Source organism: Anaerobacillus alkalilacustris (assembly GCF_001866005.1).
Classification (GTDB): Bacteria; Bacillota; Bacilli; order Bacillales; family Anaerobacillaceae; genus Anaerobacillus; species Anaerobacillus alkalilacustris.
Window position 1 is genome coordinate 37,907 of sequence record NZ_MLQR01000027.1, and the last position, 15,603, is coordinate 53,509.

Annotated in this window: 20 protein-coding genes and 1 pseudogene; 6 read left to right on the plus strand and 15 right to left on the minus strand. The window is 34.6% G+C overall.

All coding sequences use genetic code 11. The features are described from left to right. Window positions 1-130: 130 nt before the first annotated feature. Complete coding sequence (locus tag BKP37_RS20085) at window positions 131-301, minus strand: hypothetical protein (protein WP_169823123.1); 171 nt, start codon at window positions 299-301, stop codon at window positions 131-133. A gap of 202 nt (window positions 302-503) precedes the next feature. Between BKP37_RS20085 and BKP37_RS09710 the strand changes: the two genes are divergently transcribed. Then, window positions 504-986 (plus strand): Z-ring associated ZapG family protein, encoded by a 483-nt coding sequence (locus tag BKP37_RS09710; RefSeq protein WP_071309416.1) that lies wholly within the window; start codon window positions 504-506, stop codon window positions 984-986. 44 nt (window positions 987-1,030) lie between these two features. On the opposite strand, the gene BKP37_RS20090 is transcribed toward BKP37_RS09710, so the two are convergent. The 4 genes from BKP37_RS20090 to BKP37_RS09720 form a co-directional block, all read right to left on the minus strand. Further along, entirely contained in the window at window positions 1,031-1,177 is a 147-nt protein-coding gene (locus tag BKP37_RS20090) for a hypothetical protein (RefSeq protein ID WP_169823124.1), read from the minus strand. Window position 1,178: 1 nt separating this feature from the next. Beyond that, window positions 1,179-1,292 (minus strand): helix-turn-helix domain-containing protein, encoded by a 114-nt coding sequence (locus BKP37_RS21015; protein WP_084034636.1) that lies wholly within the window; start codon window positions 1,290-1,292, stop codon window positions 1,179-1,181. 81 nt (window positions 1,293-1,373) lie between these two features. Beyond that, window positions 1,374-1,694, minus strand: a complete 321-nt coding sequence (locus BKP37_RS20485; RefSeq protein ID WP_281243040.1) for a recombinase family protein — start codon at window positions 1,692-1,694, stop codon at window positions 1,374-1,376. Window positions 1,695-1,803: 109 nt separating this feature from the next. Continuing rightward, window positions 1,804-3,345 carry a recombinase family protein gene (locus BKP37_RS09720; RefSeq protein WP_071309535.1) on the minus strand — a complete coding sequence of 514 codons (1,542 nt, stop codon included), beginning with the start codon at window positions 3,343-3,345 and terminating at the stop codon, window positions 1,804-1,806. Between the two features lie 182 nt (window positions 3,346-3,527). Between BKP37_RS09720 and yfkAB the strand changes: the two genes are divergently transcribed. Then, window positions 3,528-4,724 carry a radical SAM/CxCxxxxC motif protein YfkAB gene (gene yfkAB / locus BKP37_RS09725; protein WP_071309417.1) on the plus strand — a complete coding sequence of 399 codons (1,197 nt, stop codon included), beginning with the start codon at window positions 3,528-3,530 and terminating at the stop codon, window positions 4,722-4,724. Window positions 4,725-4,780: 56 nt separating this feature from the next. On the opposite strand, the gene BKP37_RS09730 is transcribed toward yfkAB, so the two are convergent. Further along, window positions 4,781-5,584 (minus strand): YfkD famly protein, encoded by an 804-nt coding sequence (locus tag BKP37_RS09730; protein WP_071309418.1) that lies wholly within the window; start codon window positions 5,582-5,584, stop codon window positions 4,781-4,783. Window positions 5,585-5,663: 79 nt separating this feature from the next. Then, window positions 5,664-6,272, minus strand: a complete 609-nt coding sequence (locus tag BKP37_RS09735) for a YczE/YyaS/YitT family protein (RefSeq protein ID WP_071309419.1) — start codon at window positions 6,270-6,272, stop codon at window positions 5,664-5,666. 131 nt (window positions 6,273-6,403) lie between these two features. Here BKP37_RS09735 and BKP37_RS09740 point away from each other — a divergent pair, with 131 nt between their 5' ends. Both BKP37_RS09740 and BKP37_RS09745 read left to right on the plus strand, forming a co-directional pair. Continuing rightward, window positions 6,404-7,021 carry a DUF421 domain-containing protein gene (locus BKP37_RS09740; protein ID WP_071309420.1) on the plus strand — a complete coding sequence of 206 codons (618 nt, stop codon included), beginning with the start codon at window positions 6,404-6,406 and terminating at the stop codon, window positions 7,019-7,021. Between the two features lie 109 nt (window positions 7,022-7,130). Continuing rightward, on the plus strand, window positions 7,131-7,538 hold the full coding sequence (locus BKP37_RS09745) for a pyridoxamine 5'-phosphate oxidase family protein (RefSeq protein ID WP_071309421.1): 408 nt from the start codon (window positions 7,131-7,133) through the stop codon (window positions 7,536-7,538). Window positions 7,539-7,713: 175 nt separating this feature from the next. On the opposite strand, the gene BKP37_RS09750 is transcribed toward BKP37_RS09745, so the two are convergent. From BKP37_RS09750 to BKP37_RS09765, 5 genes are all read right to left on the minus strand, one after another. Beyond that, a complete protein-coding gene (locus BKP37_RS09750; protein WP_071309422.1) occupies window positions 7,714-8,100 on the minus strand; it encodes an OsmC family protein in 387 nt (128 codons plus the stop codon). Window positions 8,101-8,501: 401 nt separating this feature from the next. Then, the gene (gene cspD / locus BKP37_RS09755) at window positions 8,502-8,702 is read right to left on the minus strand and encodes a cold-shock protein CspD (RefSeq protein WP_071309423.1); all 201 of its coding nucleotides are present in this window, start codon (window positions 8,700-8,702) and stop codon (window positions 8,502-8,504) included. A 734-nt stretch (window positions 8,703-9,436) separates the two neighbouring features. Beyond that, window positions 9,437-9,838 carry a hypothetical protein gene (locus BKP37_RS09760; protein ID WP_071309424.1) on the minus strand — a complete coding sequence of 134 codons (402 nt, stop codon included), beginning with the start codon at window positions 9,836-9,838 and terminating at the stop codon, window positions 9,437-9,439. Window positions 9,839-10,010: 172 nt separating this feature from the next. Continuing rightward, the gene (locus tag BKP37_RS20095) at window positions 10,011-10,160 is read right to left on the minus strand and encodes a hypothetical protein (protein ID WP_169823125.1); all 150 of its coding nucleotides are present in this window, start codon (window positions 10,158-10,160) and stop codon (window positions 10,011-10,013) included. Between the two features lie 373 nt (window positions 10,161-10,533). Then, the gene (locus BKP37_RS09765; RefSeq protein ID WP_071309425.1) at window positions 10,534-11,037 is read right to left on the minus strand and encodes a ferritin-like domain-containing protein; all 504 of its coding nucleotides are present in this window, start codon (window positions 11,035-11,037) and stop codon (window positions 10,534-10,536) included. A gap of 458 nt (window positions 11,038-11,495) precedes the next feature. Between BKP37_RS09765 and BKP37_RS09770 the strand changes: the two genes are divergently transcribed. Then, window positions 11,496-11,642, plus strand: coding sequence for an FbpB family small basic protein (locus BKP37_RS09770; protein WP_071309426.1), 147 nt, complete (start codon window positions 11,496-11,498; stop codon window positions 11,640-11,642). 76 nt (window positions 11,643-11,718) lie between these two features. Here the strand turns inward: BKP37_RS09770 and ltrA are convergent. Both ltrA and BKP37_RS09780 read right to left on the minus strand, forming a co-directional pair. Next, window positions 11,719-13,141, minus strand: a pseudogene (gene ltrA, locus BKP37_RS09775) (group II intron reverse transcriptase/maturase). Window positions 13,142-13,993: 852 nt separating this feature from the next. After that, the gene (locus BKP37_RS09780) at window positions 13,994-14,713 is read right to left on the minus strand and encodes a lysophospholipid acyltransferase family protein (protein ID WP_071309427.1); all 720 of its coding nucleotides are present in this window, start codon (window positions 14,711-14,713) and stop codon (window positions 13,994-13,996) included. Window positions 14,714-14,846: 133 nt separating this feature from the next. Here BKP37_RS09780 and BKP37_RS09785 point away from each other — a divergent pair, with 133 nt between their 5' ends. Continuing rightward, window positions 14,847-15,119: an acylphosphatase gene (locus BKP37_RS09785; protein WP_071309428.1), complete on the plus strand. Its 273-nt coding sequence runs from the start codon at window positions 14,847-14,849 to the stop codon at window positions 15,117-15,119. A gap of 64 nt (window positions 15,120-15,183) precedes the next feature. On the opposite strand, the gene BKP37_RS19665 is transcribed toward BKP37_RS09785, so the two are convergent. Next, on the minus strand, window positions 15,184-15,339 hold the full coding sequence (locus BKP37_RS19665) for a small, acid-soluble spore protein L (RefSeq protein ID WP_245712492.1): 156 nt from the start codon (window positions 15,337-15,339) through the stop codon (window positions 15,184-15,186). Window positions 15,340-15,603: the final 264 nt, after the last annotated feature.

Genomic DNA, 15,603 nt, shown 5'->3' on the forward strand with positions numbered 1-15,603 from the left:
CTACCCCTTTCATTTCTTTACATATGTAGTATATATTTTTTTAAATTGAAAACAAAGGTTTCTAATTGTATTATTTTATACTTTAAAATTGTTATACTATTACACAAATAATAAAAAATCCTCCAAACCTTTACAGGCTCAGGGCTTTCCTCACTAACTTATTTATATTAGGTCTACCTACTTCTATTATAATAACTCCTTTATCATTTACATGAATATCCTCAGGATTTGGCTGAGGTCTCCCTAATAATTCAGCTATCTTACTATATGGCTTTTCTATATCTGTTATCTCCTTATTCATATTGTACCTCTCCCTGTTGTTTGTTATTTCCTACCTCACTACTACCATTCGAGCAGATTTAATACTGTGACAATCAGCGCCTTATACTGTTACATCTGCCCTCTACTTTTTATTAAGATGGGGAGTTGATACTGTGACTTATATAATTTTCCAATTGCATTTATAATTGAGCTGATAATATTTTTAGGTGGGAGAGGATTAAATGGACTACTATGCTTTATTGTCAGGACTTATAGGTACAATTATAGGGGGGTTAATTACATGGCTCAATACAAGGTACAGCCTGAATAAGCAGTTTAAGCTACAAGCACAGAGAGAGGAACTAAAGGAATTAAAGGATGAGAGAATTGCTTTAAATTCTGTTAAGAAAGAAATTAACCATAACCTAATACAGTTAGGTGCTACAAAGAAAATAATGGATGTAGAAAAAATGGAGTATATTAATTACAAAGCAAGCAATCAAAATAATAATTTAAAGATGGATAAATGGAATAAACACAGTGATATTATTGAAAGCATGGATGATTTCCCCTTAACTACTTTACAAGCTCTTTATGTTAATTTAAGTTTCGAGATAAGCAATCAAATGACTGACAAAAAAAGAACAATAAAAGGAATTGACCAGTGTTTAAAGGCAAGTAAGGACATTGAGGAATACTTAAAAGTGTATCACCCCAGACAATAAAAAAAAGAGTAGGTAAGGAGCTGTTACTCCCTGCCTACCTGTCCTTATTTCATATTCACTTTAGACAATCCCTTAGAGATTGCTTTTAATGACCTGCTCTTAGCATTGTCTCTCTTAGTGATAGCTGACTTAGACTCTTTCTTAAATGAGTTGCTTTTGCCCTCACCCTTTAAGTCTGCCTGTTTACTCATCTTATACAGCCTCCTTATTCTTTTTCTTGTACTTTCTTACATAGTTGCTTACAGTCCTACTGTGTACATCAAACATATTAGCAATCTCTTTATAAGAATGTCCTGCATCATTCAACTCTACCTACTTTAGAGCATTGTTCTGATTAGCTAACTTACCTTTTCCTCTAGCTACATATCCAGTAGTGTATATGGTAACTTAAAAGTGACCCACCTTGACTCCCTCTTTAACTCTCTGAGTAATCATAGCTCTCTCCATCTGAGCTAAGCCTCCCATGACTGTTAGTAGAAAGTCGCTCATAGGATTATCCTCAGTAGTATCTAACCATGTATCATTGATTGACTTTAAGGATGCTCCTTTATTCTTGATAATCTCCACTATCTCTAGTAAGTCCTTTGTAGACCTGCTCAGTCTGTCTAGGCTGACTATGAGGACTGTATCTCCCTCCTGTAGCTCCTCTAGCATCCTGTTTAGCTCAGGTCTTTCCCTCTTTGCTCCTGATAGCCTTTCCTGATAAATAAGCTCTGCTCCTTATTCCAGTAGCTGAGCCTCCTGTCTAGAGAAAGTCTGTGCCTCATTAGTTGTACTAATTCTCATATATCCTACAGTCCTGCCCATGATGCTCCCCTTATTTGTAGTCTATTGTAATTTCAAAAGGCTTGTCTCCACCTACATCATTCTTAGGTTTCCAGTACCATACTTTATCAATAACATCATGCAGTAGTTTATTAGCTCTCATAGAGGTCTCATTAGACTCATTTACTGTATGCTCCATAGACAATAAAAGCTCTATCTTAGCTTTAAGCTTTTTCTGTTTCTCTACCTCACTTTTTGCATCTGCACCCTCTAGGTTTTTAAGCTCCTGCTCAATACTTAGCTGAGCCTCTTTAATTGTTCTAATTTCAGCCTGAGCCTCCTCAGCCTCATAGATGCCCATTTTAAATCCATCTTGTACATTCTTTTTCTGTTTATCTAATTGATTATACTGCAATGTAAGTTCCTGCTGTTTCTGAGCTACCTTACTAATGATGTCATTACTGCCTGAAAGAACAGCCTCTATCTCTGCATCTATCTCTGTTAGATGCTCCCTGAGCTTGTTTAGTATCGCCTCCTGTAATCTGCTTATCTTAATGCCATTGTTTGAGCATCTTTCTATACCTTTCATCTCAGCCTTAGCCCTAGCTCCTTTAGAGGCATAGCAGTTAAGTAAGTATAGATGTCTACTGGACATGTCTAACTTAGCTCTGCCCTCTCTGTTACCATATTTCATACAAAAGGATAATGTTTGCTTACATTTAGGACATACAACCAGCTTAGATAATGTATAAAGCCCTTTCTGCTGACTCTGAGGGACTTTCCTTCTCTCAGCCCTCAATACCTGAGCCTTTTTGAATGTATCAGAATCTACTAATGCAGGATGAGCCTCCTCTACAGTTATTACATCCTCACCAGTCAACTCATAATGAACGGTACCTCTGTATGCTACATTGTCTAGAATAATTGAAAGAGCCCTGACATTAATAAGCTTTCCTTTCCTGTTTTTAATTCCTCTCAGCTCTAACTGCTCTTGTATCTCTGTCATGTTCATTCCCTCATATACATACATATTGAAAATATCCTGTACTACCTTAGACTCCTCAGGATGAGGCGAGAGATGCTTTTGGTCATCTTTTGTGTATCCAAATGGAGCTATACCAAAGTAAACTCCCTTTTTAATAGCCTGTATCCTTCCCCTCCTGAGTTTTCGCTTAGTCATCCTCATAAAGTGATTATCCATCTCAGACTGTATCCCTGATGTAAAGATGTCATCATCATTCATAAAGTTATAAGTTTTGTTTAAAGTAAAAAGCATTAAGCCCTCATTTTTCATAAACCTTACAAATAATCCAAAGTCTGTCCTGTCCCTTGTTAACCTGTCTTGGTCTGTAACTAGGACTCCATCATAGATGTTTCTCCTGAGCTCCATCATCATCCTCTGTAATTCAGGTCTGCCATCCCAATCCTCTGAGCTACCTTCCTCAGAAAATATCTCATACTCCATATTGTTCTTATCTGCATAATCAGTTAGTAACTCAAGTTGTCTACTTATCTCTAAAGCATCTGCATCCTTTAACCTTGATTTTCTAACATAGATTGCTACTAGTTTTTTACCTGCATTGACTGTTACCATTTCTGCTGTAATCTCCCCTTTACTTGCTTTATGTAGACCAGCCTCTCTCACAGCCCTTATTATATCAGGTCTCGATATAGATGCAAGATGTTTCACATTCAATGATAAATTGTATCTTGCATTGACATAAGCTACTTATATTACTCATAATGATAAGGGATTAATAAGATAGGAGAATGTAAATGAAACAATATAACACTATTACCAAAGGGAAACAGACCCCTGATACTGATGCTTGGGAGGCTTATCTAGATGTAGAGCAACATGGTCAGCCTACTCTCTCTAGTATAGAATTTACTACTACTAATCTATGTAATATGAGATGTAGACATTGTGCTGTAGGTCATACACTTTCTCACAAAGACCCTAAGGCACTCCCTTTAGAGCTGTTGCTACAAAGATTAGAGGAAGTTCCTACCCTGAGAACAATGAGTATCACAGGTGGAGAACCTATGATGTCCTTAAAGTCAGTAGAAAATTATGTATTACCTTTATTGAAATATGCTCATGAGAGAGGTATGTACACTCAGATAAACTCTAACTTAACCTTAGACCTAGATAGATACAGGCTAATAGCACCCTACTTAGATGTATTACATATATCTCATAACTGGGGTACAGAGGATGAGTTTATAGACACTGGCTTTGCTATGATGGAAAGAAAGCCCACTAGAGAGCAAAGAAAAGCATTATTTGACAAGATGATAACTAACTCTAAGGCTTTATCTGAAATGGGAGTATTAGTATCTGCTGAGACAATGATTAATAAAAATACATTACCTCATCTAGAAAAAATCCATAAGCAAGTAGTAGAGGAAATGGGATGCAAAAGGCATGAAATTCACCCTATGTATGATAGTGGATTTGTTGGTATGACTGAGCCTGTAATGGCGCAAGATATCAAACATATCATGTACCCAAGTGATTTTACCAACACTTTAGAGGTAGCAACTACCGAAGAACTTAAAAACGGTATACGTCGCCTTTTAGCGCACCGTAATAAAGATGTTTGGATGTTATTTGGCACTTTACCGTTTTACGCATGTAGTTCAAATAAAGATGATTTAGCGTTATTGAAACAGTTATACAACGAGAAAAATGTCTCCGTTCGAAACGATCCTGATGGTCGATCTCGTCTAAATATTAATATTTTCAATGGTGATATTATTGTTACTGACTTTGGTGACATCCCTTCCTTAGGTAATATAAAAGATACTTCCTTGCAAGATGCATATGAATGTTGGAGAAAAACTGATTTAGCAAAAAGCCTCTCTTGTCACTGTAAAGAAGTTCAATGTTTAGGTCCTAATCCACTTGTTAAAGATACGTATTATAAAAATGTTGACTTTACCAAACTAAAGTCAAATATTACCCTATAGTAATATTTCTCGAAAATATAATGACCTGGCTCATAAAAAGAGTCAGGTCATTTTAATTATCTTGGTTGATTAGCTGAATAAAACTTTAATGCAATGTGATCTTGAACAGGTATCCATGCTCCAATTCCTTGTTGCGTCACATTTTTAACTTCAATTCGTTTTTTTCCACCTTTTATAATTAAATAAACTTCACCATAAGTTACTTTTCCTTTTTCACTAGCTGCTGGCACATAGGCTGATAAATAACCCACTTGTTTTACAGGAATGTTATAAATTTGTTCCTTCTTTGTCCCGTGTCCGATAACCGTCGATAACGCTAAAGGTAGTCCTGTATTTTCCGCAGCTTTGATCATCATCATTTTTTGTACTGCATCACCGTTAGGTATTTGTGCTGTTAAGCCACCTGTTACCTTTTTTTGTTGCTCTTGACTATAATGAATTTTTTTTGCAGCATTTGAACCACGGTTATCATGATAGTTTGTATTCACTTTTTGATATTCCCAATTAACACTAGTTTCATTTGACTCATACGCGAGTGGCCATTGCCCTAAGTAAATGGATGCATTAAGCGAAAGAGCCAGCTTATTACCTTTTATAGAAGATTCATTTAAAATTTTAATCAACTCTGGATTTTCAATTAATACGGTTGATGTATCCAGTAATTCTTGAGCCATTTCACTTGGATGCAATTGAGGTAGGTCTTGAGTTGGATTTGGATACGTATTTTCTTTGGAAATATTTAATACGTAGTTAGGGATACTAACTCCTTCTTGGGCTTCATTTTCCCCCTCTGCCAAAGCTGAAAATGGCTGAGCTAATAATATACTAAAAGCAGTAATAATCATTAATAATTTTCTCATTAATTATCCTCCTAAAATAAATCAGTAAATTCATTTACCGTTATTTTCTTCGAAGGTATAAAATTTTATCCATTCTTTTTTAATGGTATCCGTATACGATTCGTTCTACATAAGGAAAAAATAACTGTACCATCGGACCGATAGATAGAGTAACTACGATTGTCCCTACTCCAATGGGCCCACCAGCAATAAAAGCAAAAATTAATGCCGTGACTTCTCCAATTGTTTTACCTGTCATAAGGTTCACATTAAAACGTTTTTGTATTGCTACCATGAAGCCATCAATTGGAACAATTGTAAACTTTGCTTGTAGATAAGTGGCAATCCCAAAGCCCATCAATGTAACACCTAAACCTAATACGACAACTTGAATCAATACAGTTGCAGGCATAAAATTTGGAAAAATAAATAATAACCACAAATCTATAAAATAACCTAAAATAAGCGCTGTGACTATTGATAAAAGATCAGGCCTTTTCTTCAATATCAAGGCGTTCACAAAAATCAAAATAACACCAATTAATATTACCCATGTTCCTACTGTAAAACCTGTTAATTGAGCTAACCCTACAGACAAAGCATCCCATGCCCCAGCTCCAAGCCTTGATAAAATTGTAAAACTGACACCAAGTGATAAGATAAATAATCCAAACAAAAAACTTATAAACCTTTTTATCGTCAAACTCATTTACATTCTCCTTAATTGCTCCTTAATAAAAGCACGAGATCAATTCACGAACAAGAATAATAATGAAATAATTACAAAAACTGACTAAATAACAATCATTAAGTATAAATTTACATAAAGTAGGTGATTATATGGACTTTCAATGGGTTTGGAAAGGGATCCTTATTGTAATTGCAGGTACATTAATTTTACGCGTAGCTGGAAGGAAATCAATATCTCAGTTAACAGTATCTCAAACCGTAATAATGATTTCAATTGGAACACTAATGATCCAACCCGTCAGTAATCGAAACATTTGGATTACATTTTTAATCGCCCTTTTACTTGTCTTAGTGTTAATAACACTAGAGTATATCCAAACAAAAAATGATACGTTTGAGAGTATCATAACAGGAAAAGCTCTCATAGTTATCGATAACGGCATAATGTTAGAACATAACTTAAAAAAATTAAGATTAACCGTCGATCAACTTGAAATACGTCTTCGTCAAGAAAATGTGAAAAGAATTTCCGATGTTCAAATGGCTACAATTGAGCCAAGTGGACAGTTAGGCTTCGTTCTAAAAGAACATGCACAACCAGCAACAAAACAAGATATGCAAGTATTGATTAATTACCTTCACAGTAAATTACCTGGTGGTCAAATCGCACCACCTACAATTACCCAATCCCAACAAGAAATAAACGACTTATTCACAGAAGTTAAAGCAAAAGGGACTAATCAACCAAATAATAAAGAATTAAGGTAGTTACATTTTTAGTATACTCATTCAATAGCAAAAAAATTTTGTGCTAAAGGATGAATGAAAACAAATTTTGAACAAAAATTAAAATGAAAACGAGAAGGGGGTTATTAAAATGAATCAAAATACATTAACACAAGAAGTTACCAATATTATAGATCAAAACCATGTAGGAGTTCTTTCAACTATGCAAGCAAACAAGCCCTACGCTAGATATATGATGTTTTTTCATGATCAACAACAACTTTATTCAGTGACAAACAAAGAAACCCACAAAGTTGAGGAAATTGAAAAAAATCCAAATGTAAATGTTCTATTAGGATTCGATGAAAAGAATACACAGTATATTGAACTTCAAGGCAAGGCATCGATTATCGAAGACAAAGAAATAAAAAAGAAATGTTGGGATGAACAATTAACACCTTGGTTAGAGGGTCCAGACGATCCTGAATACTGTTTACTAAAAATCACACCAGAACATATCGAACTTATACAAGGTAATCACGAAAAAACAATTATGTAAGAAAAGTAAGCAACTAATATATTAGAAAGTAGAAAAAGCTGCCCTCCGAGGAGCTTTTTCTACTTACCACAAACATTTACCCCACTCTTAAGGGGTAGTAAGTTAAGTTAACAATCAGTGGGGGATGAAATAACCCCTGAAGTTAAACTTTATATTACATTCTCCATCCCCATTTTTAATTAGGAACAATTTCAAATGTTTCTGTAATTTCGATGCAATCAATTACTGATTGAACCATTGAACAGTTTTTTCTAGTAACCGTTAAACATTTTTCAATAACTTCTTTGGATAAATCCGAACCAGTTATAACAAAGTGCATATGGATTTTTTCAATTCTATCTGCTTTTTTTTCGTTTCTTTCGACCTCTGTTGTAACTGTAATATCAGAAAAAGAAACCCGTTTTTTTTCTAGAATTTTTCTTAGCACTCCACCACTACACACGGCAATCGCTGAAACTAATAGTTGATAAGGTCGAAAACCGTATTTTTCATCGCCACACACTTGTAACTTCCCATATTCTACCTCAGTTTCAAATCCATGTTCTTTCATAAGAAATTTCATACTTTTTCACTTCCTTCATTATGTAAATCATTCTTTTTCATTGTATACATTCTAAGGTCTTTCGTCATCTTTTTTCCCTGTTAGAGGCTACCTATAAAGCTGAACTTCAATCAGTGGGGGTTTTCCTTCATCACCCACTGATTGTTAGTTTAACTTATACCAGAGGCATAAGAATAAAGTAGGCTTCCTCGAAGCAGTGTTTTGTGCGACGAGTAATCGTAGGAGAAAAGTAGCATGGAGCATCTTCAAGAAGTAATCCAGGAAGTCGTAGCTTGACTGAAGTGACCGACTCGAAGGCTGCTTGCGCTAGACAGTTTCCAAGTTAGAAATTTATAAATTCTGATTTTATAAAAACAGCCTTCACAATGAAATTTGTGAAGGCTGAAATAAATTATTTTTAATTATCGTTTAGTTACGTTAGCAGCTTGAGGGCCACGGTTACCTTCAACGATTTCAAAAGAAACTTCTTGACCTTCTTCTAAAGTTTTGAAGCCTTCATCTTGAATAGCAGAGAAGTGAACGAATACATCGTTTCCACCTTCAAATTCGATGAAACCGAAACCTTTTTCAGCGTTAAACCATTTTACTTTACCGTTTTGCATATTAAATTGCCTCCTAAAATACCATGTCTTGCACATGTATGTTTAAATTACTAAAGCGCTTGCTTTAGATCAATATAATATTAGCATAGCAATAATTAAATTGCAAAATAATTGTTGTAAAAAGATACAAACACAACTTTCTACCGTACAATTTTTACAACAACAAGAAAAGCGCAAGGCGCCCGCCTATCGGCGACAAACACTGGAAGACCTGCTCGTAGCGGTCGATTTTTGACCGAAATCTATGTGCTTCTGCGTCTTCTAGCATAGCTTCGTAGCAAGCTTCCTCGAAGCAAAACTGCATGAGGCTAATCGACGAAGGATCTCAAGCAGTAATTGAAGTCCGTTGCTTGTCTGAAGTGACCGAGCTCGTAAGCTGCTTGCGCTAAACAGTTTCCAAGTTAGAAACATTATACTTTCTTACCTTGTAAAAAAAGAAGGCAACCACGTAATGTGATTACCTTCTTAAACCATCATACACCTTACTAACTACTCAAAATTGATGCTTTTAGGGTCGTAGCGGTTTTTATCTGCCGGTAACACCTCTTTCTAGTAGGTATAATTACTTTTGAACTTCAACTACTCTGTTCAACGCTTATCACACCTCTCTTGAGATGAAGCTTCAAAAAACACTTCACTTTCCTACATCTTTATTGAATGTTTAGTTGTGTATTTGGTTTTATTGAAAAGGGCTGTTGCCCTCTTCGATATTATATTGTGCAAAATAAAAAAAATCATACATCTTTTTTTTCTTCTAAATTTTCAGTTGTAAATTTGGTCTGGGGTTTTTGATTACAATCCTCGTACAAACTTATTAACTCTTCTTTTGTTTCTTTAACGGCAGTTACAACTTGTAGCGAACTTTTTCTTAAATGTTTAATATTTTCAGTTATAGCCTTAAGATCATGGTTAGTATCATCAATTGCTTTAGTAAATTTATTGCTCGTATTTTTTATATGGACTAGGATTTCATTTCGGTTTTCATTAAGGAAATTGATAAATGTTGATGTTTTTTTGGTACATGTTTTTAAACAACTACATACATCCTTTTTAGATTTAGTTGCCATTACTATCGAGCCAACAATACCACCTATAACCATAGTACGAACTAATTGTTTCTTCTTTTCTTCATCCACTACCTTCCCCTCCAATCCTTTTTAATTAATAGTTATATTTTAACAATAATTAGAGATTAGAGTAAAAGGTTTTCCAAAAAAAATTATTAAAGCACTTCAATCCCGCAGTGAATTACATTTTCTGATACTGTAAAAAAAGCTTAACAAATGTTAAGCTTTGCATTATCTATTTTTAATTATATGCTTCTGTAAGAAATTCATCTGTATCTAATTTCTCGAAGCCACTTTTTTTAGGATTTTTTAGTTCGTTTAACTCTTTACTTAATCGCTGAATTTGTTTTTCCATTTCTTCAAGCACTTTTACATCAACTGTCACTGTCATAAGATGTCCCCCTACTTTCGCTGTGATTATTCAACATATTATTTTTCTAATAAAATTTTATTTATGAGAATATTCTAATAAATTAAATCGATTTTGTAAATAATCGACTGTCGATTAAACGTTTACATTTCTGAACATTATGTGAAATAATGTAACCAAAAGATCTGAGGATAAGTGTTAGTTTTGGGGATAACCCTGTGGATATGTATGTGTATAGTGTGAATAACTTATTACTTATCCACCTATACTGTAAATTTTACTGTGGGTAATTAAATATTGCATTTGTTGATAACTAGCTAATTTTCGACAAGAACTTCCAAAATTAAATAAACCACTATCAAGGCATATAGTTAAAAATGAGTTTTTATCGTTATTATGAAAACAAATCATGCTGATATATCGGTGATGGATAGTAAGCAAAAGTTCTATCCTTTAAGGAATTATTTATTAATATATGGTTTAGCATGGTTAAATGCCTTAATTCATCATGAATGAAGTCTGCAACTAGTTCACGAATATATAGGTACGGAGATAGGTTCCTCATTCTCTTATAAATTGACAAAATCTCTAATTTCTGAAAATATAAGCCCTCAATTCCGGCAATATAAGACTCTGGTATCTCAAATTGTGGAGAATCACCTTCAGCCTGTTTCCCTGTTAATGTAAAGTAGATCTTTTTTAACTCATTAAAATGTTCCCGTTCATCTTCTAACATTGATTGTAATAATTTCTCTTCTCTTTTATCTGAAGCAATAACTTTCAGGTAATCAAATGTTAGTTCAGTAATCGCTTCATGTCTTACAACTTCAATAATTAGTGTAAATAATATTGAAATATCCTGAGAAGTACTCCTAAGAAAATAATTTTGATAATACATATTTCACACTCCATTTGTTTCTTTGCTTGTTCCTAATTAAATTTTTTTAAAACTTAGATGGCTAAATTCACTTTTATATACATTATGTAACTTTAAAAATTAGGTGAATAAAATATTTTTCGTTAATGAATGCATTCCATTATTACCAAAAAAAGAACCCCATAAAGCTGACCTTCAACCAGTAAGGCTTTCTTCATCTCCACTGATGTTAGTTTTACTTAATAACACTGGCATAACTAATCATCCGTTTTCACTGATGAAAGTTATTCTATCTCTGGGTTTAATTCATTTTATATTAACTAAGAAAATCACCATCTTTACTATAACAAGCTTAAAATTTATCTGTACTAGAGAAGGTGCAGACAATTCGAAAAATTGTAACAAATTAAAGCGTTTTCATAGTTAGAAAACGTTATAATCAAATTAATAAATAAACTACTTAAAAAAGGAAGATGTTGATGAGGAAAACCTTCAGTAAAACATTTGAAGAACTTGTAGAAGAAAATAAAAAGCAGTTACTAAGTGACCCAGAAGCTTTAAAAAAAATTGAGACAAAACTTGAAAAAAAACATTTGGAATATTCCCAAAGCAATAGAGTAGGGTAACCACTTACGTGGCTACCCCCTCATCAAACCGTACGTGCCCTACTAAGGCATAAGGCTTACCAATGTGTTACTTGAATTATTTATAAGTCGCTATACGTTGGGCATAGTTCATTTTACGTGTTCGTTCAGGAGAGAAATAGTTCTCTCCTTTTTCTTTTGCTCTTTCTACGGCTCTTTTGTACTTTTTCTTTTGTTTATCTTTCATATATTGTAAGTAGTCGTATAATTGATAACCGTACTGCTTGCCGTAATATTGAAGGAAAGACGGGACTAGTCCTATCATTGCGAAATACTCAATATTCCATTTGGTAGTCATTGCCCAGCCTTTTCGTTGGTCGGGGTGTTTGTGAAGCATAGCTACTCTTAACCTTTTTCTTATATAAGCGTCAATGGCGAGTAGCTCCTTACCAAATGTATTGAAGTAACAGCTACTTTTGAGACCATATCTCTTATTTTCTTCTAAGGCTTCCCAAAGTGTGAGAAAGTAATTTACTTTCCCTCTAATAATAGGATTTACACGCTTCATCCATTCCTCTTTGCTGAAAGTAAGTGTTTTTCTCGTTTTCATTTTGATTTTCTGACGAAAATCTTTCCAAGTGCTATCTTTTGGTTTGGCTATGTAATAAGGTTTTCCATCCTTCTTTCGCTTTCTCCAATGTTCGAAAGTAAAACCGAGAAAATCAAAATCTTCATCATTAAAGTTGACGATCTTTGTCTTCTCTATGGATATCTCTAAACCTAACTCTTTTAGCTTTGCTTTCGTGATTTGTTCCGCTTTCTTAATGTCCTCTTCTGTTTTCGCAAACAAAAGAAAATCATCTGCGTAGCGCACAAATCGTATATTGTTCAAGTCTAATTCCCAATCCAGTTCGTTTAGATAGATGTTCGCAAGTAATGGACTGATCACGCCGCCCTGTGGAGTGCCGGAGTTAACTTGATTGTATTTTCCTTCTTCCATGTAACCAGCTTTTAACCAACTCCATACTATATCGAGCGTTGTCCCATCGGCGATATACTTGTTTAACACCTTCATCAGTTTCTTATGTGGAATGTTATCGAAAAAAACCTTTGATATCGCAATCATAGATATAGTTGTACCCCTTTTCGATATTCCACATAATGATTTGTAGAACTCGTTTCGCTCCTCGATTAGGGCGATAGCCACAAGCCCAATTATGAAAGATGAATTCTTCAAACTTTGGTTCTAATACATGAACGATCGCCTGTTGGACGATCCGATCTTCTACATTTGGAATGCCAAGAGGGCGTCTATCACCGTTCTTTTTGGGAATGTAAACTCTTCGAACAGGAGATGGTTGATATTCTTTCTTTCGTAGCTTTTCTAAAAGAGAGTCGAGATTTTCTTTCTCTTTACTTTCATAACTTTCAATGGTTACCCTATCAATTCCGCCAGCGCCATCATTTGCTTTCACTTTCAGCCATGCTTCCTTCAGTTTACGGTCAAACATAATTTGTCCGTAAATACTATGCCATTTCATTTTCAACTCTTCATTCAAGCCTATTCTACACCTTTCATTGTGTACTTCCAGTTCGTTTTTACCGAAGTAACGTTTTCTGTTTTCATTACACACCTTTACAGATGTTGAACCACAAGGTCGTTCCCCTTCCGTTCAGATTTTGTTTTGGTCAAATCCCTACTACCGTACTATGGGAACGTCTGACTTCTCTATCAATGATGATCATTTCAGATTACCCTTATAGATCATCATCCTTTTCAGGGAAGATAGAGATCTCACGGGGTTACCGCATTTTCCTTCTAAGCATACCCACTACCTTTCACAGAACAAGCTCCTATTTGTCGACTGGTTCTTTGGCAAATAGATACCATTAGGAAGGCTTCCCATTATTATCGGATGGTCGCCAACTTGTCCCGCCGCGTCTGTAGTTCACTATTCGTTTGGGTCTGCATATCCGCCTACAGTCCTCTCGGTTTCCTGCATCTCCTTCAGACAACACTTCACAGCGATGCCCTAGATTAGGCTTCTTGGGTTGTACCAGCACTCCCAAGGAAGGACTTTCACCTTCGTGACATGAATCTTCTGGGATTCGGGAGCCGTTTTTACCAAAGTATCGTACTCCAACCTTTAACAATTCATTTGTGTATTTAAGCTACACAAGATGCGACTGCCCGTCGCACAATAAAAGGAGCTGACAATTGTCAGCTCCTTTCTTTCAATTACTATTAGGCAGACTTAATGAATTTCATAATTGTATTTTTCTCTTCTATTATACTAAGTGTTGTTGGATGAAGAGCATTTCCAACAACATTTAGTTTTATGTAGCTCCATTTAGGTAATTATGAAATTCACTCGACTAAAAAAAATTATTTATTACTTTTCTAACTCCTTAAAAATTAATTGTTCAACTTCTGATGCGAACTCCTTTAAATCTTTATTCATGTAATCTTTTGGATGAATTTCCGGTAATATAGTTACTGTTACATCAGCTGGTTTAATAATAAACCCATTTTTCTCCATGATTTTGAAAGAACCGTTAATTGCTACAGGAACAATCGAAGCTTCTGCTTTTTGTGCTAATTTAAAACTACCAGATTTAAATGGATTTTTCTTTATCCCTTTACTTCTTGTCCCTTCAGGAAAAATTACAATATTCGATCCATTTTTAATATTTTCGGCACCTTGATTTATAGCTCTAATTCCTTGACGTCGATCTTTCCGATCAATGAAAACACAATTCATGTAAAACATCCAATCCCTAATGAGTGGCATCTTTTTCACTTCAACTTTTGAAATAAAACCTAATGGGCGCTCAAGAAATCCTAATAAAATAGGAATATCAAAATTCCCTTGATGGTTACTTACAATGACAAATGAATTTTTCCCAGGTAAATTCTCTTTTCCATTGACACGAATAGTCGATCCACTTAATCTCACAAGTTTCTTCGCCCAATTACTTGAGATTTTAAACACAAGCTCGTTCATTTGTTCAGTTTGTCCAGCTTTATGTAATTTTTTTACCTTTAATAGGGATGGGTACGTAATAATTAAATAATACCAAAAATAAATAAACCATATAATTGTTCGAAACATAATAACAATCCTCCAAATTTCTAGTAATCTCCACTTTATTATACTAGGTTAGTTATTTTTTTACATATTAAATTTTGTTTAGAAGTGATGATTTTATTACAATAATCAAAAGAGGTAAAGGAGGATGAGAATATTGAAAAGTTTATCAATAATAGTCCATGGCAAAGTACAAGGCGTTGGATTTCGTTACTTTGCGTTGCAATTAGCCTTAGAAAATGAAATTACGGGATGGGTAAAGAATATGGATGATGGTAGTGTTGAAATTGAAGCAGTTGGTGATGAACACCAACTTGAAAAATTTATTTTCAATTTAGAAAAAGGAAACCGTTTTACCAAAGTTGAAAATTTGCAAATTAATGATATAACTGTAAAAAAGCGACATAAATCCTTTAAAGTTAAATATTAATACCATTTAAAGTCTGGCTCAAACCTTCCGTAAAGTTGATTGAGCCAGACTTTCATACTTCTTGTTACTTCGTATTTTTCTTTTTCGCTACCAATGCTCCTTTACTTAAAGGTTCAGTAGAAAATTCATGGTCTGGTGAAACTCCCATTGGATTAACACTTCTCTCCCCCATTACTTGTGGGTCTTTGCTTCCTTTTGTTGGTCTTGGTGTTTTCGCCACTTTTTCTTCACCTCCTAAACATTCATAACATTCCCTATCTATTTTGACATTATAATCACACGTATTTTTTGAAATGTAGATAAGAAAGAATGCACCAGCAACATGGTCAGCACTGACAGCTAACCATGCATAAGAAAAGCGCAAGCGCCTTGGGCATGAGCCGCTGCTCCTGTGCCACTCCGTTTGCTCAAGAGCAATTGTTTTTCGTGCGACGAGTAATCGCAGGAGCAATTGTTTTTCGTGCGACGAGTAATCGCAGGAGCA

What these genes read in the sequence shown, in the direction of transcription:
- BKP37_RS20085 (WP_169823123.1), bottom strand. Translation starts at nt 301, where the DNA reads ATGAATAAGGAGATAACAGATATAGAAAAGCCATATAGTAAGATAGCT.
- BKP37_RS09710 (WP_071309416.1), top strand. Translation starts at nt 504, where the DNA reads ATGGACTACTATGCTTTATTGTCAGGACTTATAGGTACAATTATAGGG.
- BKP37_RS20090 (WP_169823124.1), bottom strand. Translation starts at nt 1,177, where the DNA reads ATGAGTAAACAGGCAGACTTAAAGGGTGAGGGCAAAAGCAACTCATTT.
- BKP37_RS09720 (WP_071309535.1), bottom strand. Translation starts at nt 3,345, where the DNA reads ATGGTAACAGTCAATGCAGGTAAAAAACTAGTAGCAATCTATGTTAGA.
- yfkAB (WP_071309417.1), top strand. Translation starts at nt 3,528, where the DNA reads ATGAAACAATATAACACTATTACCAAAGGGAAACAGACCCCTGATACT.
- BKP37_RS09730 (WP_071309418.1), bottom strand. Translation starts at nt 5,584, where the DNA reads ATGAGAAAATTATTAATGATTATTACTGCTTTTAGTATATTATTAGCT.
- BKP37_RS09735 (WP_071309419.1), bottom strand. Translation starts at nt 6,272, where the DNA reads ATGAGTTTGACGATAAAAAGGTTTATAAGTTTTTTGTTTGGATTATTT.
- BKP37_RS09740 (WP_071309420.1), top strand. Translation starts at nt 6,404, where the DNA reads ATGGACTTTCAATGGGTTTGGAAAGGGATCCTTATTGTAATTGCAGGT.
- BKP37_RS09745 (WP_071309421.1), top strand. Translation starts at nt 7,131, where the DNA reads ATGAATCAAAATACATTAACACAAGAAGTTACCAATATTATAGATCAA.
- BKP37_RS09750 (WP_071309422.1), bottom strand. Translation starts at nt 8,100, where the DNA reads ATGAAATTTCTTATGAAAGAACATGGATTTGAAACTGAGGTAGAATAT.
- cspD (WP_071309423.1), bottom strand. Translation starts at nt 8,702, where the DNA reads ATGCAAAACGGTAAAGTAAAATGGTTTAACGCTGAAAAAGGTTTCGGT.
- BKP37_RS20095 (WP_169823125.1), bottom strand. Translation starts at nt 10,160, where the DNA reads ATGACAGTGACAGTTGATGTAAAAGTGCTTGAAGAAATGGAAAAACAA.
- BKP37_RS09765 (WP_071309425.1), bottom strand. Translation starts at nt 11,037, where the DNA reads ATGTATTATCAAAATTATTTTCTTAGGAGTACTTCTCAGGATATTTCA.
- BKP37_RS09770 (WP_071309426.1), top strand. Translation starts at nt 11,496, where the DNA reads ATGAGGAAAACCTTCAGTAAAACATTTGAAGAACTTGTAGAAGAAAAT.
- BKP37_RS09780 (WP_071309427.1), bottom strand. Translation starts at nt 14,713, where the DNA reads ATGTTTCGAACAATTATATGGTTTATTTATTTTTGGTATTATTTAATT.